The following is a 24,107-nucleotide window of genomic DNA, read 5'->3' on the forward strand; positions in this document are numbered from 1 at the left end:
CCGAGGGTGCGATCTTCCGAGAGTGCGGACTTCAGAGGTGAGGGACGTCAGAGGTGCTGCCGGGCGAACGCCAACGATCGTTCGAGTGCGGCCGACCGCTCGGTGGCGGTCCGCGCGTTCTGGGTGTTGATCTCGAGCACGGCCTGACCGTCGAAGCCTCGCGCGACCAGCGCCTGGCAGACCTCCGCGACCGGCTGCGTGCCGTCGCCGGGCACGAGGTGTTCGTCGACGGAGGCGCCGCGGCCGTCCGCGAGATGCAGATGCTTGAGCCCGGCGCCCATGCGCTCGGACAGCGCCACGGCATCGAGCCCGGACGTCGCGGTGTGCGAGAAGTCCAGCGTGTAGTGCTGGTGGCCCACGTCGGTCGGGTCGTAGGACGGCGCGAACGCGGTGAACCCGATGCCGGGCTTCCCGCCGCGCTTCTCGAGCCGCTTCACCGAGCCGGTGCCCGCACCGAAGAGCCGGTCCGCACGCATCGGGAACATGTTCTCGACGGCGACGACCATGCCCTCGTTGTCGGACTCGAGCTCGGCGACCTGGTCGGGAAAACCGTCGGCGTAGATGCGTTGCCACCGGAACGGCGGGTGCACCACCACGGTGGATGCGCCGAGCGCCTCGGCAGCGTGGACCGAGCGCACCAGCTTCGAGACCGGATCCGAACCCCACACCCGCTGGGTGATCAGCAGGCACGGTGCGTGCAGCGCCAGAACCGGAACGCCGTACGCGCGGCTGAGCTGCTTGATCGCACCGACGTCCTGGCTGATCGGCTCGGCCCACACCATGAGCTCGATCCCGTCGAAGCCGAGCTCCGCGGCGAAGCGGAACGCGGACTCGGTGTTCTGCGGATAGACCGAGGCCGTGGACAACCCCACCGGAACGTGCCGGCGACCGGGCGTCGTCACGTGGTGCTGAGCATGAAGGCCAGCGGGCCCAGAGTGACGAATCCGCCCACGACCACCGCCAGCAGGATCGACACGATGTCGTCGGTGCGGCGCAGCACACGCACCACGGCCACGAGTCCGACGATGACGAAGAACGCAAGGACCAGAGCGACCCAGGGGAGCATCTCCCACAGTCGCTCGAACCCCTTGAACAGGAGCGCGCCGAGCACGATAGCCACGATGCCCTGGCCGATCAGCGACAACCACTGCTTGACCGGGCTGCGGGACTTCGACGGCGCCACCGGTGCGTCCTCGACGGGTTCCGCATCGGTGGGGGTCGCGGGATCGGCCTCGTCGGCCGTGTCGGTGGCGATCGTGTCCGGGGTCTCGGAATCCTCGGTCACTGCCGGGACGATCGTGGTCACCGCGTCGTTCTCGGCCGTGACCTCGTCGGCGTCGACCTCCGGCTCGGCCGGCGTCGACCGCTGTTGCTCGGGAGTGCCGGGTCGATCGGAAGCGGGACGCTCCTGCGCCGGCCGCTCGGGTGCGAGCGCACGCTCCTCGGTGGAGGCGCGCAGGCGGTCGACCGCCACGGACGGAGCGCCGGAGAACAGCGCGGGTTCGGGCCGAGCGGAACGGGCGGCACCGAACGCAGGGGTCGGGCGGGCCTGCTGCTCACGGCGGCGGTCGTCGATCCGGGGCGTGGACCGTGTGGGCTCGGGTGCCGGGGCGGGCCGCTCGGGCTCGGCGCCGCGGGTCGACTCCTCGGCCTCGGCCTGCCGAGGCTGGTCCTGCGGCGACTCGGTCTCGGGCGACGCGTCGGTCTCGTCGTCGGGCGCCTCGGCCGGGGTCTCGTCGCGGACGATCGGGATCTCGCCGGTCAGCTCGGCGACGGAGATACCGCCGGCCATGCCGCGTCGACGTCGACCGCCACCGGACTGCGTGTCCACCTTGGCGCCGTTGCGCGCGAGCAGTTCCGCCACCGACACCTGTCCGGTGTCGGCCGCGCCACTTCCGTTGTTGTCGTCACTCATGTCTCTCGAGTCTCCACCACATCGCCGAACGTCTCCGTGTCCAGCTTGCGCAGGATCAATCCCTCACGCAGCGCCCACGGACAGATCTCCAACGAATCGATCGACAGCGCGCGCATGCTCGCCTCGGCGACCAGTGCTCCGGCCACCATCTGTCGTGATCGATCCGCGCTCACGCCTTCCAATTCTGCACGGTCCGCCGAGGTCATCCTCGAGATGAACGAGATGACCTGACGCAGACCGTCGGCCGTCAGGGTCCTGACGACACGGGGGCCGGCAGCCGACGGAGCGGCGCCGGTCAATCGAGCCAACGAGCGGAACGTCTTCGACGTTCCCACCGCCCGGTCGGGCAGCCCCGGCTCGAGCAGCTTCTTCGCCGGTTCGACGAGTTCCGCGTCGAGCCAGTCACGCAGCACGGCGACCCGCCGCTTGCCGGGAGGATCCTCGGCCAGCCAGTCGCGCGTCAGTCGGCCGGCCCCGAGGGGAAGCGACATCGCCACGTCCGGGTTCTCGTCGATCCCGGTGCTGAGCTCGAGGGATCCGCCGCCGATGTCGAGGTCGAGGATGCGCCCGGCACTCCAGCCGTACCACCGACGCACGGCCAGGAACGTCAGTCGCGACTCGTCCTCGCCGGAGAGAACCTGCAGGCTCACGCCGGTCTCGTCACGCACTCGGTTCAGCACGGCGGTCGAGTTGCGTGCGTCGCGGACGGCCGACGTGGCGAAGGCCATGAGCTCGCCGCAGCCCGACGATGTGGCGATCGACGAGAAGTCGGCGACCGTCCGCACCAGTCGATCGGAGCCGGACTGGGTGATGTCACCGGCGTCGTCGGTGTTCTCCGCCAGGCGCAGGGCAGCCTTGGTGGAGCTCATCGGTGTCGGGTGACCGCCGCGGTGAGCGTCGACCACGAGCAGATGAACCGTGTTGCTTCCGACGTCGAGCACCCCTAACCGCACAGGGAACACCGTACTGGGTCTAGCGTCGTGGCTTGTGACACGTGCTGAGAAGGCGGGTAGGCCGGAGGCCGGCCGGGCCGCAAAGCAGACGACGAGCGTGGGCGACGAGGCCGGACGGCGGTCGGGCGAGGCCACCGGACGGCCCGCGGACGTGCTAAAACCCGCGGCGACCCACAAACTCGATCCCGCACCCGAGGTGGCGCCGGACTTCCCGCGCGAGTGGGTCGAGTTCGTCGATCCGACCAACCCCGAGCACGTCGTCCGCGCGGATCTGACGTGGTTGCTGTCGAGTTGGACGTGCGTCTTCGGAACCCCCGCGTGCCAGGGAACGGTCCCCGATCGGCCCGACGACGGGTGCTGCTCGCACGGAGCGTTCCTGTCGGACGACGACGACCACGCCAAGCTCGTCGCCTCCGTCGAGATGCTCACGCCGGATGACTGGCAGTTCTTCGACAAGGGACACGGCAAGAAGGGCTTCGTGGAGGTCGACGATCTCGAGGGCGAGCAGGCGCTGCGCACCCGCAAGTACAAGGGTGCGTGCATCTTCCTCAACCGACCGGGCTTCGAGGGCGGCATCGGGTGCGCACTGCACCGGATGGCGCTGCGCACCGGCGTCGAACCTCTCGAGGTGAAGCCCGACGTCTGCTGGCAGCTGCCCATCCGCCGCACCCAGGACTGGGTGACCCGCCCCGACGGTGTCGAGATACTGCAGACCGTCGTCGGCGAGTACGACCGACGCGGCTGGGGTGAGGGCGGCGCCGACCTCAGTTGGTACTGCACCGCCTCCCCCGACGCACACGTCGGCTCGAAGGCGGTCTGGCAGTCATACGCGCCAGAGCTGACGGAGCTGCTCGGCAAGGACGTCTACACCGAACTCGCCGCGCTGTGTCGGCGTCGGCAAGGCTTGGGGTTGATCGCCGTGCACCCCGCGACCCGCGAGGCTCAGCGCACGTAGTCCCATCAATGCCCCGCGAGTACGTCGAAAGTGCCGTGATCTCGGCGCTCGCCGCAGCACTTTCGACGTACTCGCCGGGGCTTGGTCACGCTTCATCCACAGGCACCCCGTCATCCCCACGGCACTGGCGAGTTGCTCGATCGACGCGGCGCCTGTCGGTGCAGCTCGTGACGGTCTGCGCCATGGACCCCACACTCGTCGACGCAATGAGAGCCAACGGCGGCTTCCTGCACACGACCGATCTCCTCCGACGCATGTCCCCGAGCCGCGTGCGGTGGCTGGTGCACACTCGTCAGCTGACCCGCGTACGGCACGGGCTGTACGCGGTCGGAAAGCTCCCTGTTTCGGCGCGACTCGACGCTCTGAGCATCGAGCTCGGAACGCGGGTCGCCGCATCCATGGACACGGCGGCGGCGATACACGGTGTCGATCTCGACCAGACGCAGCAATTACATGTGGTGGAGCCGGACGATCGGCGCATCGAGAGCAGACCAGGGGTGGTGGTGCACCAGCGACGGGGTGCGCCGCTCATGGAGATCGGCACCCGACTCGTCGTGGAGCCCGCCTGGACTGCTGTCGAGGTCGCACGGCAACGTTCTCCCGGTCGCGCGCTCGCCGTTCTCGATGCCGCGGCCCGGGTGGGCTGCGAACCCGGATCGCTGGAACGAGCAGTCGATGCGCAACGGGGGCGGCGGGGCATCGTCGAGGTCCGCCGTCTGGCACCGCTCGTCGACCGAAGATCCGGCTCACCGATGGAGTCGGAGACTTGCCTGGTTCTGCACGACGGCCACCTTCCGGCACCCGAGTTGCAGTGGCCCGTGATGCACGGACTCGGCATCTTCTATCTCGACCTCGCTTGGCCAGCACGACGATTCGCGGTGGAATACGACGGCGACGAATTCCACGGAACGCCCGATAGCGTGCGACGCGACAAGGCGCGCCTTGCACTGCTCGCAGACGAGGGTTGGCGAGTTCTGCAGATCACGTCGGACGATGTACGGCGCGAACCCGATGTCCTGGTCGGTCGTGTCCGCCGGCTACTCGCCGCCTGATACCCCCGCGAGTACGCCGAAAGTGCCGTGATTCAGTCTCCGCCAGCGACGTTTTGGACGTACTCGCCGAAACCGAACGGCCTCACTCCTCGAGCTTGTACCCCAGTCCACGCACCGTGACGAGGTGCACGGGCTTCGCGGGGTCCGTCTCGATCTTCGAGCGCAACCGCTTCACGTGGACGTCCAGCGTCTTCGTGTCGCCCACGTAGTCGGCGCCCCACACGCGGTCGATCAACTGTCCGCGGGTGAGCACTCGACCAGAGTTGCGGAGCAGGTACTCCAACAGGTCGAACTCTTTGAGCGGCAACGTGATCTGCTGCCCGCCGACCATGACGACGTGGCGCTCCACGTCCATGCGTACCGGTCCGGCCTCGAGGATGCTGTTGTCGTCGATCTCCTCGGTGTCGGATCCACGGCGCAGGACCGCGCGGATGCGGGCGATGAGTTCGCGCGACGAGTACGGCTTGGTGACGTAGTCGTCGGCACCGAGCTCGAGGCCGACAACCTTGTCGATCTCGCTGTCGCGCGCGGTGACCATGATGACCGGCACACCGGAGCGGCTGCGCAGGTGCTTGCACACGTCGGTGCCGCTCATGCCCGGCAGCATGAGGTCGAGCAGGACGATGTCCGCTCCCACGCGATCGAACTCGGCGAGGGCGGAGGGGCCGTCGCCGACGACGGTCGCGTCGAAACCTTCCTTGCGGAGCAGGAACGCCAGCGGGTCGGCCAACGATTCTTCGTCTTCGACGATGAGCACGCTCGTCATGGGGTGTCCTTCTCGGTCATGACGGCTCGCCGTCGTCTTCGATGTGAGCAGGAATGAGGAGCGTGAAGGTCGAGCCCGTCCCGGGCTTGCTCCACAGCTCGATGCGGCCGTTGTGGTTGGCGGCGACGTGCTTGGCGATGGCCAGTCCCAGACCGGTACCGCCGGTGGCCCGCGACCGCGCCTTGTCGACGCGGAAGAAGCGCTCGAACACGCGCTCCTGGTCCTCCTTGGCGATGCCGATGCCGCGGTCGGTGACCGAGAAGGCCACCATGCTCTGTGGGCCCGTCGCATCGTCGTCACGCAGGGACCGCGTCACCGACACGGGAGACCCCTTCGGGGAGTACGCGATGGCGTTCTCGACGAGGTTGGACAGTGCGGTGACCAGCAAGGTCTGATCGCCGAGCACCTCGAGTCCGCTCGGTCGGTCCGTCGTGACGACGATGCCCGTGGCCTCGGCCTTGAGGGCCGAACGCGAGAGCGCGCTCTTGACCACGGTGTCGACGTCGACGACGTCGAGATCGGGGAGCTTCTCGGCACCCTGCAGCCGGGACAGCGAGATGAGTTCGCTGACCATGTTGCCCAGGCGCGTGGACTCGTCGAGCATCCGCTCACCGAAGCGCTGCACCGACTCGGGATCGTCGCGCGACTGCAGCAGCGCCTCGGCCAGCAGGCTGATGGCGCCGACGGGGGTCTTGAGTTCGTGGCTGACGTTCGCGACGAAGTCCCGCCGCGTGGCCTCCATGCGGACCTGCTCGGAGTCGTCGTCGGCGAACAGGACGACGAACCGGCGATCCTCCTGGGAGAGCAGCTGCGCGTGCCCCTTCACGGCGATGCCGGCGCGCCCGCGGGCGTCGAGAACCGTGAGGTCGACCTCGACGTGGTCACCGGTCTCGAGGACCCTGGTGGCGGCCTTCCAGGCCCGATCGTCGAGCGACCGACCGCGGACGAGACCGAGCTCCTCGGCGCGCGGATTGAACAGCACGACGTCGTGGAACTGGTCGACGACGGCGATACCGCTGTGCGCGGCCAGCACGATGAGGTCGAGGACCTGGGACATCGTCAGCCCGTTGTCGCGGGTCTGACGCAGGACGTGGCGGGAGTTCAGATACGGGATCAGCACTCCACCGACGAGGTACCCACCGAACGCCGCGACGGCGGCGATCAGTACGACGGTCGGAGTGGTCACGGGCCGATCGTACGGTCACACGACCGTGCACCGACGCACGGTGGGCCGGGTTTTCCGGCCGTCACCGCACGTCCGGCGCACGTTCGCACCGCGTTCATCGAGTCGTTACTTCTTGCCCTGGTTCGCCACTGCCGCGGCTCCGGCCGCAGCAGCCTCCGGGTCGAGGTAGGTGCCGCCCGGCACGGTGGGAACGAGCTTGTCGCCCGACTCCGTGAGGTCGTACTGCAGCGGGATGCCGGTGGGGATGTTGAGCCCCGCGATGTCCGCGTCGGAGATGCCGTCGAGGTACTTGACGAGGGCGCGCAGCGAGTTGCCGTGGGCGGCGATCATGACCGTCTTCCCTGCCCGCAGCTCGGGGACGATGACGTCCTCGTAGTACGGAACGAAGCGTTCGACGACGTCCTTCAGGCACTCGGTCAGCGGCACGCTGTCGAGATCGGCGTAGCGCGGATCGGCGTCCTGGCTGTACTCGGAGCCGACCTCGATGGGGGGCGGCGGGGTGTCGTAGCTACGACGCCACAGCATGAACTGCTCGTCGCCGTACTTCTCCTTGGTCGCCGCCTTGTCGAGACCCTGCAGTGCGCCGTAGTGCCGCTCGTTCAGACGCCAGTCGCGGACGACCGGGATCCAGTGCCGATCGGCAGCGTCGAGCGCGAGGTTCGCAGTGCTGATGGCGCGACGCAGAAGCGAGGTGTACAGCACGTCGGGAAGTACACCGGCCTCCTTGATCAGCTCGCCGGCACGCTTCCCCTCCGCCTCACCCTTGGCGGTCAGGCGCACGTCCTGCCATCCGGTGAACTGGTTGGACGCGTTCCACTCGCTCTCGCCGTGGCGGAGAAGGATCAGGGTTCCGATGCTCATGCCGCCCAGTTTCTCACGATGCCGTCGGCGGGACGACCGGTCGGGCGCGCCGCAGGTCGTGCGGGGTGCGCAGCGGGAACTGCGCTTCCGCCGAGCCGAACCGGCGTGACCGCTAGCCTCTGCTGATGAGAACCCGCTGGACAGTGGCGCTGGCGGCGTGCGCGTGGGTCGCGTGCGCGCCGACCGCCACGGCCGATCCGCTGCCCGTCGACTACAACTTCTTCAGTGGCTTCCCGGCGGAGATCGCGAACCCGGGCGGATCGCTGCCCGGAACCAACGACTTCTCGTGCGCGCCGACGGCGGAGTACCCGAATCCGGTGATCCTGGTGCACGGCACGGGGACCGGGCAGCAGACAGGGTGGGGCGTGTACGCGCCGCTGCTGAAGAACGAGGGGTACTGCGTCTTCGCTCCGACGTACGGTGCGCTGCCGGGTGCGTGGCCGATCAGCGCGATCGGTGGCCTCGGGCCGGTTCCCGAGAAGGGAGCACAGTTCGCGGCGTTCGTCGACGAGGTGCTGTCCGCGACGGGCGCCGAGAAGGTCGACATCGTCGGACACTCGCAGGGCACGGTGCTGCCCAACTACTACGCGCAGGTGCTCGGCGGAGCGGACGACATCGACAGGTACGTCTCGCTGGCCCCGCTGTGGAAGGGGTCGGGCCCGTCGCAGTTCGCGTGGCCCGACGCGTCGTACCGCTACGCGCCGGGCATCACGTACACCAACATCATGACGCGGTACGACGAGGTGGTCGTGCCGTACACGGACGGCTACGTCGAGGCTCCGAACGCGACCAACATCGTCGTACAGGACACGTGCGACGTCGACTTCTCCGAGCATGCCGGCATCGTCGGGTCGCCGAGGGCCGCGGCGTTCGTGCTGAACGCTCTCGACCCCGCGCACCCGCGACCCGTGCCCTGCGAGTTCGTCCCGCCCTTCACCGGCTAGCGCGCACCGTCCCACACCGTGCGGGTGTCGGGCCGCGGGTCGTTCACCACGGCCGACTCCGTCCCGAACATCTTCACCGTGCGCTCGGACCCGTACTGCGCCCAGCCGGGATCGCCGTCGCGCACGAAGTCGACCCAGACGCGGTGCATCTCGTCGGCGACCGCCTGCGGCGGGTTCGGCCCCGTGATGCGGGCGGTCTCGGGCTTGCCCAGCATGTCGAAGACGAACGGGATCTCGAGCGCGTGGCACGCGCCGAGGTTCCCGTCGAACAGCGGTGAGCGCCAGGTGAACTCGTAGACGTGGGCCGGGTGCACCTCGGCGACGCGCACGGCGGGGATGCGGAAGAACCAGTCGGTCATGACCGAAATCATGAGTTCGCCGGGCGAGGCGTCCGGATACCGATCGCGGTACGTGTCCAGCACCGACGGGTCCAGTCGATACCCGGCGAGCACCGTCCGCAGGTAGTCCTCGGTGATGTGCGGAACGATGCCGGCGGGCACGAGGAAGAACGCGTGCTCCTCACTGGTGGTGCCGAGCAGGAGTTCGACGTCGGCGCCTGCACCGTCGGCGATGCGCGAATACGGCAGCGCAGGAACGACATCACCGTCGATGCACGGCTCGAACGCCATCATGTTCAGTGCCACCTCACCCCACGCGCCGCTCGACGCCTCCGCGGCGATGCGATCGGACAGGGTGCGCTGGGCGTCGACGAGGGCGTCGACGGGTACCGAGCCGAGCCCCTCCACCGTCGCCGGAACGCCGAGGGCCGACGCCAGCGCGGCCGAGACGGTGCCCGCGGTCTCCGCCGAGATGACGTGATGGCCGGCGCCGCTCTGCAGGACCGCGCGGTGGAACAGCCCCTCGGCGCGGGGCATCGACAGCAGCGTGCCGACGCTCATGGCACCCGCGGACTCTCCCGCGACGGTCACCCGCGCCGGGTCGCCGCCGTACGACGCGATGTGGTCCCGGACCCATTCGAGCGCCGCGACCTGGTCCAGCAGACCACGATTGGCGGGAGCGCCCTCGATCTGCGCGAAGCCGTCCACGCCGAGCCGGTAGTTGATCACCACGGCGACGACGCCGTCCCGCGCGAAGGCGGTGCCGTCGTAGGCGGGTACTGCGTTGCTGCCGTTCACGAAGGCGCCGCCGTGGATCCACACGAACACGGGCGCGGAGCCGGCGACGTCCGGCGAGTACACGGCGACGTTCAGGCACTCCTCGCCGGGCACCACGGGCTCGCTGAGGATCTCGCTGGTGGGCGGCCGGTACCCGACCTTCGGGACGGTGGCGCCGTGCTCGAGGGCGTCGCGCGTGCCGAACCACCGCGGCGGCGCGGTCGGCGCTTGGAATCGGTGCGGTCCGAACGGCGCCTCGGCATAGGGAACTCCGAGGAACGAGGCGATGCCGTTGTCGGTGCGACCGCGCACCTGGCCCTGGGGTGTATCGACGGTGATCGTGTCCATGGCTCATGAGTACCACCCCGAGTGCCCCCACACCCCTCACATGACGCGAACACCCTCTCCAGCACGCTGGAGAGGGTGTTCGGGTGGTACGGGGAGTGTCAGCCGGCGGCAGGCTCGGCCGCGCGCAGATCCTTGCGCAGGATCTTGCCGGACGCCGACTTCGGCACCGTGTCGATGAACTGCACGCGGCGAACCTTCTTGTGCGGCGACACCTTCTCGGACACGAACGTCATGACGTCGTCCTCGGTGAGCTCGGCGCCCTGCTGCAGCACGACGAACGCCTTCGGTACCTCTTCGCCCTCGTCGTCGAGCACGCCGATGACGGCCGCGTCGGCGATCTGCGGGTGCGTGAGCAGCAGCGACTCGAGCTCGGCGGGCGGCACCTGGTAGCCCTTGTACTTGATCAGCTCCTTGAGCCGGTCCACGATGCTGACGCACCCACGACCGTCGACGACGGCGATGTCGCCGGTGTGCAGGTACCCGTCCGCGTCGAGCGTCTCGGCCGTCGCAGCGTCGTTGTTCAGGTATCCGGCCATGACGTTCGGGCCCTTGATCCACAGCTCACCGGGCTCGCTGACCTTGTCCGAGCCGGGCTCCGGGTAGGCCACCTCCTCGCCGGTGGCCGGATCGACGAGCTTGTTCTCCGAGTTGGCGACGGCGGTGCCGCAGCTGCTCAGCGGCATGTCGTCACCGTCGAACGGGATGGCGTGCGAGACGGGGCTCAGCTCGCTCATGCCGTAACCCTGACGCACCTTGGTCTTCAGTCGCTTCGCGACGGCGTTGCCCAGGTTCTCGTCGAGGGCGGCAGCACCGGAGAACACCATCCGCACGCTGGAGATGTCGTACTGGTCCACCATCGGGTGCTTGGCCAGTGCGACGGCGACGGGCGGCGCGATGAAGAGGTAGGTGATCTTCTTCTCGGTGGTGAGGCTCAGGAACTGTTCGAGATCGAAGCGCGGCATCGTGACCAGCGACGCGCGCACCTTGAGGCCGAGGTTGAGCAGCACGGTCATGCCGTAGATGTGGAAGAACGGCAGCACGGCGAGCAGGACGTCGTCCCGGTTCGCGCCCATGCGCGGCTCGATCTGCGACACGTTGGCCACCAGGTTGCGGTGCGTGAGCATGACGCCCTTCGGCCGTCCCGTGGTGCCCGAGGAGTAGGGCAGCACCGCGAGGTGGGTCGACGGGTCGAAGCTGACGTCGGGCGCCTGTGCACCCTCGGTGAGGAGGTCACGCAGCGATTCGTGGCCCTCCGCGCCGTCGAGCACGACGATGCGATCGGCCGACAGACCGACCTGCTCCGCAGCGGCCTTCGCCTGCGGGAGCAGCGGCGAGACCGTGAAGATCATGGTCGCGGACGAGTCCGTGAGCTGCTTCGCGATGTCCTCGGCGTTGTACAGAGCATTGATCGTCGTGGCGATCGCACCGGCGCGCAGGATGCCGTGGAACACCGACGCGAACGCCGGCACGTTGGGCGAGTGCACCGCGACCACGTCGCCGACCTTCACTCCGCGCGAGGCGAGTGCGCCTGCGACACCGTTGATCTGACCGACGAGAGTGCGGTAGTCGGTGACGGCGCCGCTCGGGCCGTCGATCAGGGCGGGGCGCGCGAGGTCGTCCTCGGTCAGGTCACCGAAGAGGAACTCGTAGACGCTCTGCTCGGGAATCTCGACGTCGGGGTACGGGCTGCGGAAACTCATGGAACTCCTCGTGGCAGAGCAGGGACTTGGCACAGCAGGGGCAGAAAGGCAACCTTAATGTGTCGGGCAGTCACATAAACATCCATCGGACGCTCCGGGTGACAGCCATCACACGAAAGAGAGTACCTGCACGGTGTCCGAATCAGTCCCGGTCGTCGTCGTCCGCTCGGTCCGCCGACTGCACCCAGGACGTGGGCCCGTCGTCCGGCCTGCCGTTCACCAGATGCTCGAACGCCTTCAGGTTGTTCAGCGACTCGCCGCGCGAGACGCGCCACGCCCACTCGCGGCGGATGGACTCGGCGAAGCCCAGTTCGAGCAACACGTTGAAATCGCCGTCGGCCGCCTCGAGCACCTGCCCGAGGATGCGGTCGATCTCGTCTCCCGTGACCGCGTGCGTCGACATCTTGCCGACGAGGTAGATGTCGCCGATCTTGTCGATCGTGTAGTGCACTCCGTACAGACGACGGTTGCGCCGCAACAAGTATCGGTACACACCCTCGAAGTTCTCGTCGGGCTTGCGGCACACGAAGGCCTCGATGCGCACACCGTGGTTGCCCACGGTCAGCATCGTCGAGGTCTTGAGCTTCTTCTCCCCGGGGAGGTCCACGACGAACTGGGTGTCGGTGGCCCGGGTGTAGTCCAACTCTCGATCGGCCAACACCGAGTCGATCAGTTCCGTCACCTGGTCGATCGTCGTCACAGCGCTCTCACCGGTCCTGTCCGTCGTAGTCGCCACAGACCGCGGGGTCTGCGCGGCGAGAACTCGCCCGTCGGTCTCTCGACACCCGCGGTACGGCCGAATCTCCACGCCGCACGGGCGTAGGTGTCCAGCAACGCGTCCGAGGTGTGTTCCCACGAGAAGTTCTCGGCATGTCGTGAGGCATTCGACGCCATCACGGTGCGCAGACGGTCGTCGGCGAGCAACGACTGCACCGCGGTGGCCCAGTCGGCCGGATCGTGGCCCTGCACCAGCACGCCGGTCTCCCCGTCCCGCACGGCCACACCGAGGCCCCCGACGTCCGCGGCGACCACCGGGACACCGCAGGCCTGAGCCTCGATGGCGACGAGGCCGAACGACTCCGAATAACTCGGCACAGCAACGAGATCCGACGCACGGTAGACGTCCGCCAGCCTGCCCGGCGGTTGCGGCGGCAGGAACGTCACCCGGTCCTCGACACCCAGCTGCCGACTGAGCTCGATGAGGGAGTCCGGCCGTTCCAGACCGGTGCCCGACGGGCCGCCGACCACCAGCACGCGCACGCGCGACGACGGGTCCCGCCGGTGGATCTCGGCGACGGCCGCGACGAGGACGTCCGGCGCCTTGAGGGGTTGGATCCGTCCCACGAAGGTCACGAGAGGGTCGTCGCCGTCCAGACCCAGGGAGCGTCGAGCGGCGGCGCGATCACCCGGCCGGAACATGCCGAGGTCCGCTCCCGGAGCGACGACGTCGATCTTGTCCTCGGCCGCGTCGTACAGATCGACGAGGGCGCGGGCCTCGTCGAGCGTGTTGGCCGTGAGCCGGTCGGCTTCCTCGACTACCTGCTTCTCACCGATGCGGCGCGCTGCCGGTTCCGGCCTGTCCCCCGCGGCCACCGACAGGTTCTTCACCGCGGCGAGCGTGTGTGCGGTGTGCACCAGGGGCACCTTCCACCGGTCGCGGGCGAGCCAGCCGACCTGCCCCGACAACCAGTAGTGCGAGTGGATCATGTCGTAGTGGCCCGGCTCGTGCCGTGCCTCCTCGCGCAGGACACCCGCGGCGAAGGCACAGAGCTGGGTGGGCAGGTCGTGCTTGTCGAGCCCTTCGAACGGGCCGGCCGCGATACTGCGCACCAGCACGCCGGGCGCGGCCTCGACCACGGGTTCGTCGCGGGAGGAGGTGGCGCGGGTGAAGATCTCCACCTCGACTCCGCGGGCCGCCATCTGCACGGCGGTCTGCAGGACGTACACGTTCATACCGCCCGCGTCCCCCGTGCCGGGCTGAGCCAGCGGGGACGTGTGCAGCGACAACACGGCTACCCGATGCGGGCTGTGACGGCGGACCACACACCCAGTGTGCCCTGTCCGATTGCGCCGCAGGCCCCCGCCTACCCGGCCATCCCCCTACGAGCGTGCCGACACATGCGCGGGAACCCGCCGACATTCACAGCGCCGGGAACACGTACGCCACTGCCCCGCGGGAGTCATGGAAACATGTCGGAGGACCCTGCTACCTTCGCACACATGTTCGAACAGGGGTGGGCGACGCAGGATCCGGAGGCCATGGGCCTACCCGGAACGCTCCTCGACGCACCCGTGAACACCCTCCTGTCCACGATGTCCTACGCCTCGGCCGGACTGTCCTATCTCGAATGGACCCGATACCGGGCCGCAGCGGAACTGCACACTCAACTCGTCGTTCCTCACGAGATGTCCGACCACCGCCGGATGGATGCGACGACTCACTGCGCCGCCCGCATCTCGGCCGTCCTGTCCGTCAGCCAGGGCGCCGGAGAAGGCATCCTGACCCGCGCAATTGCACTCCGAGACCGGCTTCCCCGCGTAGCCGAGTGCCTCCGCGACGGCCTCATCGCCCCCAAACACGTCCACACCATCATCGGCCGAACCGACCTCGTCGACGGCACCACGTACGTGCGGGAAGTCGACACCGAGATCGCCGCGGCCCTACAGCGACGCGGCTCGTGGTCGGACAAACGCATGCGGGACATGATCGACCGCATCGTCTACCGCCACGATCCCGACGCCGTCAGGGAACGACGTGTGCTCGCCGAGAACAACCGCAGCTTCTGGATCGACGCGGGACCCGACGGCATGGCATACCTGGGCGCAACCATGACAGCCGACAATGCCGTCGTCGTCGCTACCGCGGTGGAGGAGTTGGCCGGACGCGTGTGTCGCAAGGATCCTCGCAGCAAGGGCGCCCGTTCCAGCGACGCCCTGTTCGCCCTCGCCACCCGCACAGCGTACGAGTGCCAGTGCGACGATCCGGACTGCTCCGCGCCCGGGTGGACCGGTGAGGACGGCCTGCTCACGTCATTCATCGTGCACGTCGTCACGGACTCCACCACCATGGCCGGCGACACCGCCGCCGACGGCAATCCAGGGTTCCTCGTCGGCCACGGCGTCATCTCGCCCGACCACGTCGCCGACCTCGCCGATCGTGCCGACGCCGTCATCCGTCCCGTCTCGACCACCAACCCCGCATCACAGCCCGCCGATCCGTACCGCCCCTCCAGCGCCCTCGACACGTTCGTGCGCATTCGCGACCAGTACTGCACCTGGCCCGGCTGCAACCGTGGGGTGTGGACCGGCGATCTCGACCACATCGCGGAGTACGACCATGAGAATCCCGACGGCGGCGGCCAGACGACCGACGTCAACCTCGGCGGCAAATGCAGGTTCCACCACAACGTGAAGACGTTCGGCGACTTCGTCGACGATCAGTACACCGAGGACGACACGGGACGCGTCGTCTCCACCGTCACCACGCCCGAGGGCCTCGTCGTCCCGGGGCCGGCGCACAACGGATACGACATCCACCCCGGACTCGCCGACGTCACCTTCAAGACGCCCGATCCTCCACCACCGAGTCCGCCCCGCACTCCCCCCAGCAGACGCCGCACACGTCTGGCGGACAAACATGCCCGCCGGAGGAACGAACGCAACCGCAACCGACGGGCCCGCGAAGTCGCCGACACCGACGACCCCCCACCGTTCTGACATGCATCACGTGTGTGGACTAACCCAGAGAGTCGACGAAACCCGCCAGCTCGGACAGGAAGCGGGCCGGGTCCGCGACGAACGGACCGTGATCGACGCCCTCCCACCACGAGGTCGACGCACCGGGCACGACGGAGGCGGTGTGCCGACCCGCGCCGACGTCCACCACCGTGTCCGCCGTGCCGTGCATCACCAGGGTGGGGACGTCCAGCGCCGCCAGCGTCTCGTCGTGTCCCACGTCGCGCCGGAACACCGCGGACCGCACGCGTGGACGCGTCGCCAGGCTGGCGCCGAACAGTGCCTGAGCTGCGGCGCCGTGTCCTTTGCCGGGTCCGGTGAGGGCGTTGCCGAAACTCGCGAGCGCCCTGATGGCCACGCGCGAGTCCTCGCTCATCGCGCCGGGGATCGCCGCACGCATCGCCGTGCCGACGGCGCCGCCGGGTCGGTCCGGACCGATCGCGGTGATCGCCGCGACGAAGACGACACCCGCCACCGCACCGGTGCCGTACACCGACAGGTAGTCGCACAGCACCAGACCGCCGTAGGACCAGCCCAGCAGGACCGCACCCTAGCTTATGCCCTCCTGCTCGAGAACGGCGTGCACGTCCCCGGCCCACAGCGCGGACCGGTCGTAACCGACGTCGGGGGCACCGGACATGCCGTGCCCGCGCAGGTCCACCGCGATGACGCGGTACCGCTCGGACAGGTCGGCGAGGAGGTCGTCGCCCCAGCAGGCTCCGGTCTGGGCCCAGCCGTGCAGCAGCACCAACGGTCGAGCCGAGACGTCTCCCGTGACGCGGTAGACCAGGGATGTTCCGTCGCGCCCGAGCGCCTCTCGTATTGCCATGCCACCAACATATTGGGCGCACGTTGTGGGATCTCAGAAGGGCTCGTGCAGCGGCCTGAGCAGCGTCGACTCGTCGGTAAAGTTCCGTCGTGACCGAAACACACCAGCGCTCCATCTCGCCGAAGACGGGCGAATGGCGTGACCTCAACCGGTACTACTGGCCGTGGGCTCTCATCGCTCCGATGCTTCCGCTCATCTCCGTGGGCATCGTCTTCGGGCTGCAGTGGTGGGCACCGGGAGTGTCACAGGTCGCGTGGTGGTCGGGTCCCCTGTTCCTCTACGTCGTGGTCCCCATCGCGGATCGCATCGTCGTGCCGTTCGACGAGAATCCGCCCGAGGATCTGGTCGAGTCTCTCGAGGCCGACTTCTGGTATCGCGGCTGCGTCTACGCCTACATCCCCATGCAGTTCTTCGGCATCGGGCTGTCGTCCCATCTACTGACGGCCGACGACCTCTCGTGGCTCGGGCTCGAGAACGGCCTGTCACTCGCCTCGAAGATCGGCGTGGCGCTGACCATCGGACTCGTCGGCGGCATCGGCATCAACACGGCGCACGAGCTCGGTCACAAGAAGGTCGAGTACGAACAGTGGCTCTCGCGCATCGTGCTCGCGCAGAGCTTCTACGGGCACTTCTACGTCGAACACAATCGCGGGCATCACGTCCGGGTCGCCACTCCGGAGGATCCGGCGAGCTCGCGTCTCGGTGAGACCCTGTGGCAGTTCTACCCCCGCAGCGTTCTCGGCGGATTCCGTTCCGGGTGGGCACTCGAGCGTGATCGTCTGCACCGCACCGGGAAGCGCACCTTCTCCTTCTCGAACGCGAATCTCACCGCCTGGCTCATGAGCCTCGCCCTGTGGGGTGCGCTGGTCGGCGTGTTCGGTGTCGAACTGCTGCCGTTCCTGGTTCTGCAGGCGGTGTACGGGATCTCGCTGCTCGAGGCCGTCAACTACCTCGAGCACTACGGGCTGCTGCGGCGCACCAAGGAGAACGGACGCTACGAGCGCTGCACTCCGGAACACAGCTGGAACAGCGACTACGCCGTCTCCGACATCTTCCTCTACCACCTGCAACGACACAGCGACCATCACGCCAACCCCACGCGCCGGTACCAGGTGCTGCGGAGCATGCCCGAATCTCCGCAGCTCCCAGCGGGTTACGCGCCACTGATCCTCGTGTCGTACTTCCCGTTCCTGTGGCGGGCGCTGATGGACAAGCGCGTGGTCGCGCACTACGACGGCGACCTCCGGCGCTCCAACATCCAGCCCGCGAAGCGGGAGAAGTACCTCGCGAAGTTCCCCGCGCCGACGCGGTAGCTACTTCTTCCGGCGCCGACTACCGCCGTGCCAGTCCTGCTGCACGCCCGCCTCGTCCTCGCTCACACCGAGAGCCCGCAGCTGGGGTAGCTCCCGCAGACTGCGCTTCAGCTCCGCGAATCCCGGGAACCGTGCCAGTCCCACGACGTGGTCCCACAACTCCACCGCGTCGTCGTCCGACGGGAGCCGGCTGATGACCGGGCCGAAGAACGCCACGCCCTCGGGCGGCTCGACGTGGATGATCGGTGTTCCGACGTCCTTGCCCGTGAGCGACAGCGCCTCGTCTGTCGACGCCTGGATCTCCTCGTCGAACGACGTGTCGTCCAGTGCCCGGACGTGATGCTCGGGCAGGCCGAGGCCGGCGAGGATCGGTGCGAGGAACTCGGCCGTTCCGCGGTGCGCGTGAGCACCGGCCTCGTCGGGCACCGGCTCCGCATCGAAGATCCGCGCGCCGAGCGCGGCGTACAGCGGGCCCATCGCCTCCCGGCCGTGCTCGGCCCGCACGCTCGCGGCAGCCCGGAGCAGCCGGAGCCCCGCAGTGTGTCCCGCCTCGTACTCCGGCGGGAAGTGCGTCGCGTAGTCGATGTGCGCGTTGAGTTGTCGCAGGGAGATGAAGCTCCAGTCGACGGTGTAGTCCCGTTGCGCCTGGACGAGGCGGACCCACCTGCTGGTCATCCAGGCGAACGGGCACACCGGGTCGAAGTAGAACCGGAGATCGGGTGCTGTCATGTCCGCAGTATTCCCCGTGCGATCAGCGCTGAGCGTCGATCTTCCGCATCGTCACCACGGGATCGGCGTAGAGCGAGCCGAGGGACACCGCCGCCGCAGCGTGGTCCTGCACGCGCTTGCCGAAGCTGGTGACCCGCACTCGCCGCGACGTCGCGACCGAACTGGAGGACTCGAACGCGGCCTCGACGCGCTCCATCGCCGCCGGATACGCGGTGAACGCCTGACCGCCCACCTGCACGCTGTCGGGGTTGACGACATCGTGCACCAACGCCAGTGCGCGACCCAGCGCATCGGCGCGGTCGTTCAGAAGTCCCTGTGCCACAGTGGAACCCGTGCGCGCCGCCAGGTACACCGCAGCGATGGAACGCTCCGACTCGTCCAGCAGTCCGGCGCGCTGCGCCGCGGCCACGACGGCCCGATCGCTCACGGTCGCCTCGAGGCATCCCGTACGCCCGCAGTCGCACACGGCGTCCGAGCCGGTCGGTAGATGAGCGATCGACCCCGGGCCGCCCGCGGGGGTGTGCACCCGACCGTCGATGGTCAGCGCCAACCCCGTCATCTCCCGCGCATAGAAGTACAGCGACGTACCCGGCCGGCCGCCGACAGACCCACCGGCCTCCGGCCTTCCCGCATCCTCGGGGGCCGACTCCGTCGCGAGCAGCAACTCCGACGCCGCCATCGCCTCGACGTGGGGCGCCACGGCCACCACGGCGCCGAGCCGCTCGCCCAGGACCGCGCCCACCGGGGCGTCGGACCAGGCGAGGCGAGGGTGATCGACGGTGCCCTTCTGCACGTTCACGCGGCCACCGATGGCGACACCCACGAACAGGATGCGGCGCCGGTGCCACCGTGCGGCGAAGGACGCGGCACTCTCCGCGATGGAGCGCAGTGCGCCGGCGTGCGGGCCGGAGGGTGTGGCGATCTCGACGCCGCCGAGCACGGTGCCGCGCAGGTCGACGGCGACGATGCGCGTGGTGGTCGCGCCGATGTGCACCCCGAGGGTGCACTGCCCCTCGTGGTCCACCTCCACCGGAACGCGGGGACGCCCGACGGCGCCGGACGTGGACAGATCGGCACGCTCACGCAGCAGCCCTGCGGCGATGAGCGCACTGACGTGGCGATTGACGGTGGCGGTGCTGATGCCGGTGGCCGAGACGATGACGTCGCGCGACACGGGGCCGCGCTGCACCACGGCGCGCAGGACGACGGCGGCTGGAGTGTCACTGACGCGCAGTTCGGGCGCGACGACGCGCGCCGGCCTCGGCCGGTGGGGACGTCCGTACGGGGACCGCGTGGCGGAACCCGGCGTACGAGGAGCAGAATTCTGGGCGAGAACGGTGGGGGCAGACATGGGAATCCCTCGAAAGCGAGACGGATGGGCCGGGAGCCTGGGAACGAGGCCGGTCACACCCGATCGTCGGACCTCACATGGAGGTCGTCCGTCGACGCGCGATCAGACTCGTGAGAGACCGCGTCGACAACAGAGTTCGCGAGCGAGAGGCAGACGGGAACCGAGCGCGGCGGTCACATACGTGACCCGCGGTGCGGACTTCCTCGCTGGTGCCATGACCGAAAAGTAGCACCGATGTCGCCGCGCTGCAGAATCGCCTGTTTCGCTCGAGGTGATTCGAAGGGTGGACAACCTGCGACTTCGGCATCACAGTGAGCCCATGAAGACCGTGAAACTGGGCGCGAACATCGGCGCACGCATCGACGACGTGCAGATCGGCGGCGATCTCCCCGACGAGATCGTGCACGAGATCAACGAGGCGCTGCTCGAGCACGAGGTCGTGTTCTTCCGCGGCCAGCATCACGTGGACGAGAAGGCGCAGTACGCGTTCGCCGAGCGACTCGGGATCCCCACCACCCCGCACCCCACGGTCCGGTCGCGTGGAACCCGCACTCTCGCCATCGATTCCACGTACGACAAGGCGGACAGCTGGCACACGGACGTGACGTTCGTCGACCGCGTGCCGAAGGCGTCGATCCTGCGGGCCGTGCACCTGCCCCCGTACGGCGGCACCACCACGTGGGCGTCGGCGACCGCCGGCTACGAGCAGCTGCCGCCCGCGATGAAGGCCCTCGCGGAGTCGCTGTGGGCCGTGCACACCAACATCTACGACTACGCGGCGACCGCTGCCGAGAAGTCCGTCACGTCGACGGCCGAGCGCTACCGCGCGGAGTTCCGCAGCGAGTACTTCGAGGTCGAGCATCCCGTGGTGCGCGTGCATCCCGAGACGGGGAAGCGCGCTATCCTGCTGGGCCACTTCGCCAAGTCGTTCCCGGGCCTCTCCTCCAAGGAGTTCCGCGCACTCTTCGAGCTGCTGCAGGACCGGGTGACCCGCCTGGAGAACAGCATCCGGTGGTCGTGGGAGCTCGGCGACATCGCCATCTGGGACAACCGGTCGACCCAGCACTACGCCGTCTCCGACTACGACGACCAGTACCGCCGCCTCGAGCGCATCACCCTCGCGGGCGACGTTCCCGTCAGCGTGCAGGGCGAGTACTCGCGCGTCGTCGCCGGCGACGCGTCGGGCTACAGCGCGATCGCGAGCTGACGCGATCTAGCCTGGTTCCCATGACCAGCGTTCCGACGACACCGTCGACCCAGACCGACCGCCCCACCGCCGTCGTCACCGGAGCCAGCTCCGGGATCGGCGCCGCCACCGCGCGGACACTCGCCGCCGGCGGCTATCACGTGGTCGTGGGCGCCCGCCGCGTCGACCGCCTCGAGGCACTGGCCGAGGAGATCGACGGCACCGCCCTCGCCCTCGACGTGACCGACGAGGACTCCGTCGCGGCCTTCACCTCGGTGCTGCCGCGTGTGGACGTCCTGGTGAACAACGCGGGCGGCGCGAAGGGCCTCGCCCCGATCCTCGAGGCGGACCTCGACGACTGGCAGTGGATGTGGGAGACCAACGTCGTCGGCACGCTGCGCATGACCAAGGCGCTGCTGCCCAAACTGATCGAGTCCGGCAACGGTCTCGTCGTGACCATCACGTCCATCGCCGCCTTCGAGACGTACGACAACGGCGCCGGGTACACCACGGCCAAGCACGCACAGGGCGTGCTGCACCGGACGCTCCGCGGCGAATTGCTGGGCACGCCCGTGCGTCTGACCGAGATCGCTCCGGGCGCGGTGGAGACGGAGTTCTCCCTCGTCCGCTTCGACGGTGACGAGGAGAAGGCCGCGAAGGTCTACGAGGGCATCGACCCGTTGGTGGCCGCCGACATCGCCGAGGTCATCGGCTTCGTGGCGTCCCGCCCCTCGCACGTGAACCTCGACACCATCGTCGTGCGCCCGCGCGATCAGGCCCCGAACGGCCGTTTCAGCCGCCGGACCTGATTCTCACGCGGCAGCCCAACTCTCACGCGGCAGTCAGGGCGCTCATGCTCTGCCATGTGGGCCAGTCGATCGCCCAGTCGTAGATGTCGCCGTCCGCCGCCGAGAGATCGATGCGCGTGCCGGTGACCTCGACGGGGTCACCGTAGACGGCCATCTGGAAGTACGTCTGCGCATCCTCGGTGGAGAGGTTGATGCAGCCGTTGGTCACGTTGGACGAGCCCTGTACTCCCGTGGTCAGCGGATTGGCGTGGATGAACTCGCCGTTGTTCGAGATGCGGGTGGCCCACCGTTCCCGCACGTTCTCGTAGTACGGCGGGTTGGACATCAGGAAGTCCTCGTACTTCTCGGTGACGACGTGGATGCCGCTGCGCGTGACGTTGCGATCCTCGTTGCCCTCGCCGTAACTCACCGGGATGTCCATGACGGTCTGGCCGTCGCGCACCACCTGCATGCGGTGGCTGGTCGCATCGGCGACGACGACCTGGCTCCGACCGATGGTGAAGTTCACCGTGACGTCCGAGTCGCCGTAGGCGCCGCCGCCGTAGTTCACGCCGTAGAGCTTCGCCGACACGTCGACGGTGGTGCCGGGGGCCCAGTAGTTCTGCGGACGCCAGTGCACGCGGGACCCGCCGTCGTCGGGCAGCCAGGCCCACGAGCCGGCCGTCGGCGGGTTCGTGGTCACCGTCAGCGCCTTCTCGACCGCCTTCTTGTCGACGATCGCGTCGTCGAACTTCAGGATGATCGGCGCCGCGACACCGACCTCCTGGCCGTCACCGATGTTGGTGGAGACCGACGTGATCGACTGCGGTGCCACCGTGCCGAGAGTGCCCTCGACCGGCACCGGCTTGCCGTCGCTGCCGACTGCCGTCCCTGCCCACGTGTAGACCGCGTCGTACCCGAGGGGCTCGGTGACGGTGAACGTCGTCTTCGCCGGGTCCAGCGTTCCCGCGACGGCGCGGCCGTCGGCGGTGGTGAGCGACACGGCCTCGAAGGTGCCGTTCGCGACCGAGACGGAGATCGGAGCGGTGGGTGAGACGTCGGTCGCACCGGCCGCCGGTGCGTAGGTCACCGCCGCCACGGGCGCGGCCTCGGTGGTCGGCGCGGCGCTCTCCGAGGACCCGGGTGTGCCGGAGCACCCCGCGACCAGCGCGATCACGAGTGCCAGCACGGCCAGGACGGCTGCGTACGGTGTTCTCCCCTGCATCTTCACGGGGACGACGTTACCTGTGGCAACAGACCGATCAGTCGAGCGTGCAGTTCACCAGGCGGCACTCGGGGATCAGCGTGATGCCGTACTTCTCCTGCACACCCGCGCGCACGTGCGACGCGAGGGCGGTGACGTCCGCTGCACTCGCGCCGCCCCGGTTGGTGACGGCCAGGACGTGGCGGGTGGAGAGGGTGGCCCGTCCGGTGCCGACGCGCTCGCCGTACCCGCGGGAGAACCCGGCGTGCTCGATGAGCCAGGCAGCACTGAGCTTGATGCCCTTCGGGTCCGTGAACTGCGGCGATCCGAGTGCCTCGGGCGGTACGGACGACACGATCGGGTTCAGGAAGAAGGACCCGACACTCCACGAGTCGTGCTCCGCCTCGTCCCACACCATGCCGCGATCGGTCCGCAGAGCGATCACGGCATCGCGCACCTCGCGCGCCGAGACGCTCTCTCCGATGCGCACGCCGAGCCGCTCGGCGAGCGCCGCGTAACGCACCGGTGCCGACTCGTCGCTGCGTCGGAGCGCGAACGTGACATCCACCACGACGTAGCGATCGGTGTACTTGAAGGCCGACGACCGGTGCGAGCCGAAGCCGCAGCGTGCGTTGTCCCACACCTCGACCTCCCCGCTCTCCCGGTCGAGCACCGTCACCGACTCGAGCCAGTCCGAGGTGGAGGCGCCGTACGCGCCGACGTTCTGCACGGGCGTTCCGCCGGTGCTGCCCGGGATGCCGGAGAGTGCCTCGATGCCGGCGAGCCCGTGATCGAGCGCGGTGCGGACGACCAGATCCCACTCGACTCCGGCGTCCACGTGCATCCTGGTGCCCTCGACCCGGAGCCCGGACGTCGCGACGCGGACGACGGTGCCGTCGAAACCGGCGTCTCCGACCAGCAGGTTCGAGCCGCCGCCGATGACGAGCACCGGAGTTCCGGCCGCGTCGGCGCTGCGTACGGCGTCGACGAGCTCCTGCGAGGTGGTCGCCTCGACGAGACGTCCGACGGGGCCACCGACGTGGATCGTGGTGAGGTCGGCGAAGGACACGGGGCGGTGCGCGGCCGTCGCGGAGCCGGGATCGCCGGTCTCCGGAGCCGTCGCGGACTGGAGGGGACTGCTCGTCACGGGGGTGAACGCTACCCGGCGCTGCCCCCA

The 24,107-nt window shown here is 68.8% G+C and carries 21 protein-coding genes and 1 pseudogene; 7 read left to right on the forward strand and 15 right to left on the reverse strand.

Annotation, left to right across the window (positions count from 1 at the left end; genetic code table 11):
- Positions 1-47: 47 nt before the first annotated feature.
- From HQ308_RS09260 to HQ308_RS09270, 3 genes are read right to left on the reverse strand one after another with little or no spacing between them, the layout of a single operon-like run.
- Positions 48-902: a sugar phosphate isomerase/epimerase gene (locus tag HQ308_RS09260; RefSeq protein WP_231476212.1), complete on the reverse strand. Its 855-nt coding sequence runs from the start codon at positions 900-902 to the stop codon at positions 48-50.
- Positions 899-1,915, reverse strand: coding sequence for a Yip1 family protein (locus tag HQ308_RS09265; protein ID WP_222646246.1), 1,017 nt, complete (start codon positions 1,913-1,915; stop codon positions 899-901). Before HQ308_RS09265 ends, HQ308_RS09260 begins: the two co-directional genes overlap by 4 nt.
- Positions 1,912-2,868 carry a Ppx/GppA phosphatase family protein gene (locus HQ308_RS09270; protein ID WP_027504497.1) on the reverse strand — a complete coding sequence of 319 codons (957 nt, stop codon included), beginning with the start codon at positions 2,866-2,868 and terminating at the stop codon, positions 1,912-1,914. Before HQ308_RS09270 ends, HQ308_RS09265 begins: the two co-directional genes overlap by 4 nt.
- A gap of 151 nt (positions 2,869-3,019) precedes the next feature.
- Between HQ308_RS09270 and HQ308_RS09275 the strand changes: the two genes are divergently transcribed.
- Together HQ308_RS09275 and HQ308_RS09280 are read left to right on the forward strand one after the other, a co-directional pair.
- Entirely contained in the window at positions 3,020-3,823 is an 804-nt protein-coding gene (locus tag HQ308_RS09275; protein ID WP_222646463.1) for a hypothetical protein, read from the forward strand.
- Positions 3,824-4,005: 182 nt separating this feature from the next.
- Positions 4,006-4,875, forward strand: a complete 870-nt coding sequence (locus HQ308_RS09280) for a DUF559 domain-containing protein (RefSeq protein WP_222646247.1) — start codon at positions 4,006-4,008, stop codon at positions 4,873-4,875.
- 82 nt (positions 4,876-4,957) lie between these two features.
- On the opposite strand, the gene HQ308_RS09285 is transcribed toward HQ308_RS09280, so the two are convergent.
- From HQ308_RS09285 to HQ308_RS09295, 3 genes are all read right to left on the reverse strand, one after another.
- Entirely contained in the window at positions 4,958-5,641 is a 684-nt protein-coding gene (locus HQ308_RS09285) for a response regulator transcription factor (RefSeq protein ID WP_027504494.1), read from the reverse strand.
- A 16-nt stretch (positions 5,642-5,657) separates the two neighbouring features.
- A complete protein-coding gene (locus tag HQ308_RS09290) occupies positions 5,658-6,827 on the reverse strand; it encodes a cell wall metabolism sensor histidine kinase WalK (protein WP_027504493.1) in 1,170 nt (389 codons plus the stop codon).
- 105 nt (positions 6,828-6,932) lie between these two features.
- A complete protein-coding gene (locus HQ308_RS09295) occupies positions 6,933-7,688 on the reverse strand; it encodes a phosphoglyceromutase (protein WP_027504492.1) in 756 nt (251 codons plus the stop codon).
- Between the two features lie 125 nt (positions 7,689-7,813).
- Between HQ308_RS09295 and HQ308_RS09300 the strand changes: the two genes are divergently transcribed.
- The gene (locus HQ308_RS09300) at positions 7,814-8,632 is read left to right on the forward strand and encodes a triacylglycerol lipase (protein WP_222646248.1); all 819 of its coding nucleotides are present in this window, start codon (positions 7,814-7,816) and stop codon (positions 8,630-8,632) included.
- Here HQ308_RS09300 and HQ308_RS09305 read toward each other — a convergent pair.
- The 4 genes from HQ308_RS09305 to mshA all read right to left on the reverse strand — a co-directional run bounded on the left by HQ308_RS09305 (position 8,629) and on the right by mshA (position 13,871).
- Positions 8,629-10,095 (reverse strand): carboxylesterase/lipase family protein, encoded by a 1,467-nt coding sequence (locus tag HQ308_RS09305; RefSeq protein ID WP_222646249.1) that lies wholly within the window; start codon positions 10,093-10,095, stop codon positions 8,629-8,631. The genes HQ308_RS09300 and HQ308_RS09305 overlap by 4 nt on opposite strands.
- A gap of 98 nt (positions 10,096-10,193) precedes the next feature.
- The gene (locus HQ308_RS09310) at positions 10,194-11,795 is read right to left on the reverse strand and encodes an AMP-binding protein (protein WP_027506349.1); all 1,602 of its coding nucleotides are present in this window, start codon (positions 11,793-11,795) and stop codon (positions 10,194-10,196) included.
- A 142-nt stretch (positions 11,796-11,937) separates the two neighbouring features.
- The gene (locus HQ308_RS09315) at positions 11,938-12,486 is read right to left on the reverse strand and encodes a YbjN domain-containing protein (protein WP_222631030.1); all 549 of its coding nucleotides are present in this window, start codon (positions 12,484-12,486) and stop codon (positions 11,938-11,940) included.
- A gap of 5 nt (positions 12,487-12,491) precedes the next feature.
- Positions 12,492-13,871, reverse strand: a complete 1,380-nt coding sequence (gene mshA / locus HQ308_RS09320) for a D-inositol-3-phosphate glycosyltransferase (RefSeq protein ID WP_261775970.1) — start codon at positions 13,869-13,871, stop codon at positions 12,492-12,494.
- Positions 13,872-14,015: 144 nt separating this feature from the next.
- On the opposite strand from mshA, the gene HQ308_RS09325 reads away from it, so the two are divergent.
- Positions 14,016-15,512 (forward strand): DUF222 domain-containing protein, encoded by a 1,497-nt coding sequence (locus HQ308_RS09325; RefSeq protein WP_222646251.1) that lies wholly within the window; start codon positions 14,016-14,018, stop codon positions 15,510-15,512.
- A 19-nt stretch (positions 15,513-15,531) separates the two neighbouring features.
- Here HQ308_RS09325 and HQ308_RS09330 read toward each other — a convergent pair.
- Positions 15,532-16,359 (reverse strand): annotated as a pseudogene (locus HQ308_RS09330) (alpha/beta fold hydrolase).
- Between the two features lie 89 nt (positions 16,360-16,448).
- Between HQ308_RS09330 and HQ308_RS09335 the strand changes: the two are divergent.
- Entirely contained in the window at positions 16,449-17,672 is a 1,224-nt protein-coding gene (locus tag HQ308_RS09335) for an alkane 1-monooxygenase (protein ID WP_307108226.1), read from the forward strand.
- On the opposite strand, the gene HQ308_RS09340 is transcribed toward HQ308_RS09335, so the two are convergent.
- Positions 17,673-18,401: a hypothetical protein gene (locus HQ308_RS09340; protein ID WP_056441587.1), complete on the reverse strand. Its 729-nt coding sequence runs from the start codon at positions 18,399-18,401 to the stop codon at positions 17,673-17,675.
- Positions 18,402-18,423: 22 nt separating this feature from the next.
- Positions 18,424-19,752: an ROK family transcriptional regulator gene (locus HQ308_RS09345; protein WP_222646252.1), complete on the reverse strand. Its 1,329-nt coding sequence runs from the start codon at positions 19,750-19,752 to the stop codon at positions 18,424-18,426.
- A 319-nt stretch (positions 19,753-20,071) separates the two neighbouring features.
- Between HQ308_RS09345 and HQ308_RS09350 the strand changes: the two genes are divergently transcribed.
- Positions 20,072-20,959 carry a TauD/TfdA family dioxygenase gene (locus HQ308_RS09350; protein ID WP_222646253.1) on the forward strand — a complete coding sequence of 296 codons (888 nt, stop codon included), beginning with the start codon at positions 20,072-20,074 and terminating at the stop codon, positions 20,957-20,959.
- A gap of 20 nt (positions 20,960-20,979) precedes the next feature.
- A complete protein-coding gene (locus HQ308_RS09355; protein ID WP_027506342.1) occupies positions 20,980-21,747 on the forward strand; it encodes an SDR family NAD(P)-dependent oxidoreductase in 768 nt (255 codons plus the stop codon).
- Positions 21,748-21,769: 22 nt separating this feature from the next.
- Here the strand turns inward: HQ308_RS09355 and HQ308_RS09360 are convergent, their stop codons facing one another.
- On the reverse strand, positions 21,770-22,951 hold the full coding sequence (locus tag HQ308_RS09360) for an Ig-like domain-containing protein (RefSeq protein WP_037186261.1): 1,182 nt from the start codon (positions 22,949-22,951) through the stop codon (positions 21,770-21,772).
- 37 nt (positions 22,952-22,988) lie between these two features.
- Entirely contained in the window at positions 22,989-24,077 is a 1,089-nt protein-coding gene (locus HQ308_RS09365) for a UDP-N-acetylmuramate dehydrogenase (protein WP_222646254.1), read from the reverse strand.
- Positions 24,078-24,107 lie beyond the last annotated feature (30 nt).

Origin of the sequence: Rhodococcus sp. BP-241, assembly GCF_019836145.1 — a bacterium.
GTDB lineage: Bacteria > Actinomycetota > Actinomycetes > Mycobacteriales > Mycobacteriaceae > Rhodococcoides.

Bases quoted from the DNA above. Each gene is read 5' to 3' on its own strand.
- HQ308_RS09295 (WP_027504492.1), bottom strand. From the start codon at position 7,688: ATGAGCATCGGAACCCTGATCCTTCTCCGCCACGGCGAGAGCGAGTGG.
- HQ308_RS09345 (WP_222646252.1), bottom strand. From the start codon at position 19,752: ATGTCTGCCCCCACCGTTCTCGCCCAGAATTCTGCTCCTCGTACGCCG.
- HQ308_RS09325 (WP_222646251.1), top strand. From the start codon at position 14,016: ATGTTCGAACAGGGGTGGGCGACGCAGGATCCGGAGGCCATGGGCCTA.
- HQ308_RS09350 (WP_222646253.1), top strand. From the start codon at position 20,072: ATGAAGACCGTGAAACTGGGCGCGAACATCGGCGCACGCATCGACGAC.
- HQ308_RS09285 (WP_027504494.1), bottom strand. From the start codon at position 5,641: ATGACGAGCGTGCTCATCGTCGAAGACGAAGAATCGTTGGCCGACCCG.
- HQ308_RS09265 (WP_222646246.1), bottom strand. From the start codon at position 1,915: ATGAGTGACGACAACAACGGAAGTGGCGCGGCCGACACCGGACAGGTG.
- HQ308_RS09280 (WP_222646247.1), top strand. From the start codon at position 4,006: ATGGACCCCACACTCGTCGACGCAATGAGAGCCAACGGCGGCTTCCTG.
- HQ308_RS09310 (WP_027506349.1), bottom strand. From the start codon at position 11,795: ATGAGTTTCCGCAGCCCGTACCCCGACGTCGAGATTCCCGAGCAGAGC.
- HQ308_RS09355 (WP_027506342.1), top strand. From the start codon at position 20,980: ATGACCAGCGTTCCGACGACACCGTCGACCCAGACCGACCGCCCCACC.
- HQ308_RS09305 (WP_222646249.1), bottom strand. From the start codon at position 10,095: ATGGACACGATCACCGTCGATACACCCCAGGGCCAGGTGCGCGGTCGC.
- HQ308_RS09340 (WP_056441587.1), bottom strand. From the start codon at position 18,401: ATGACAGCACCCGATCTCCGGTTCTACTTCGACCCGGTGTGCCCGTTC.
- HQ308_RS09300 (WP_222646248.1), top strand. From the start codon at position 7,814: ATGAGAACCCGCTGGACAGTGGCGCTGGCGGCGTGCGCGTGGGTCGCG.
- HQ308_RS09360 (WP_037186261.1), bottom strand. From the start codon at position 22,951: ATGCAGGGGAGAACACCGTACGCAGCCGTCCTGGCCGTGCTGGCACTC.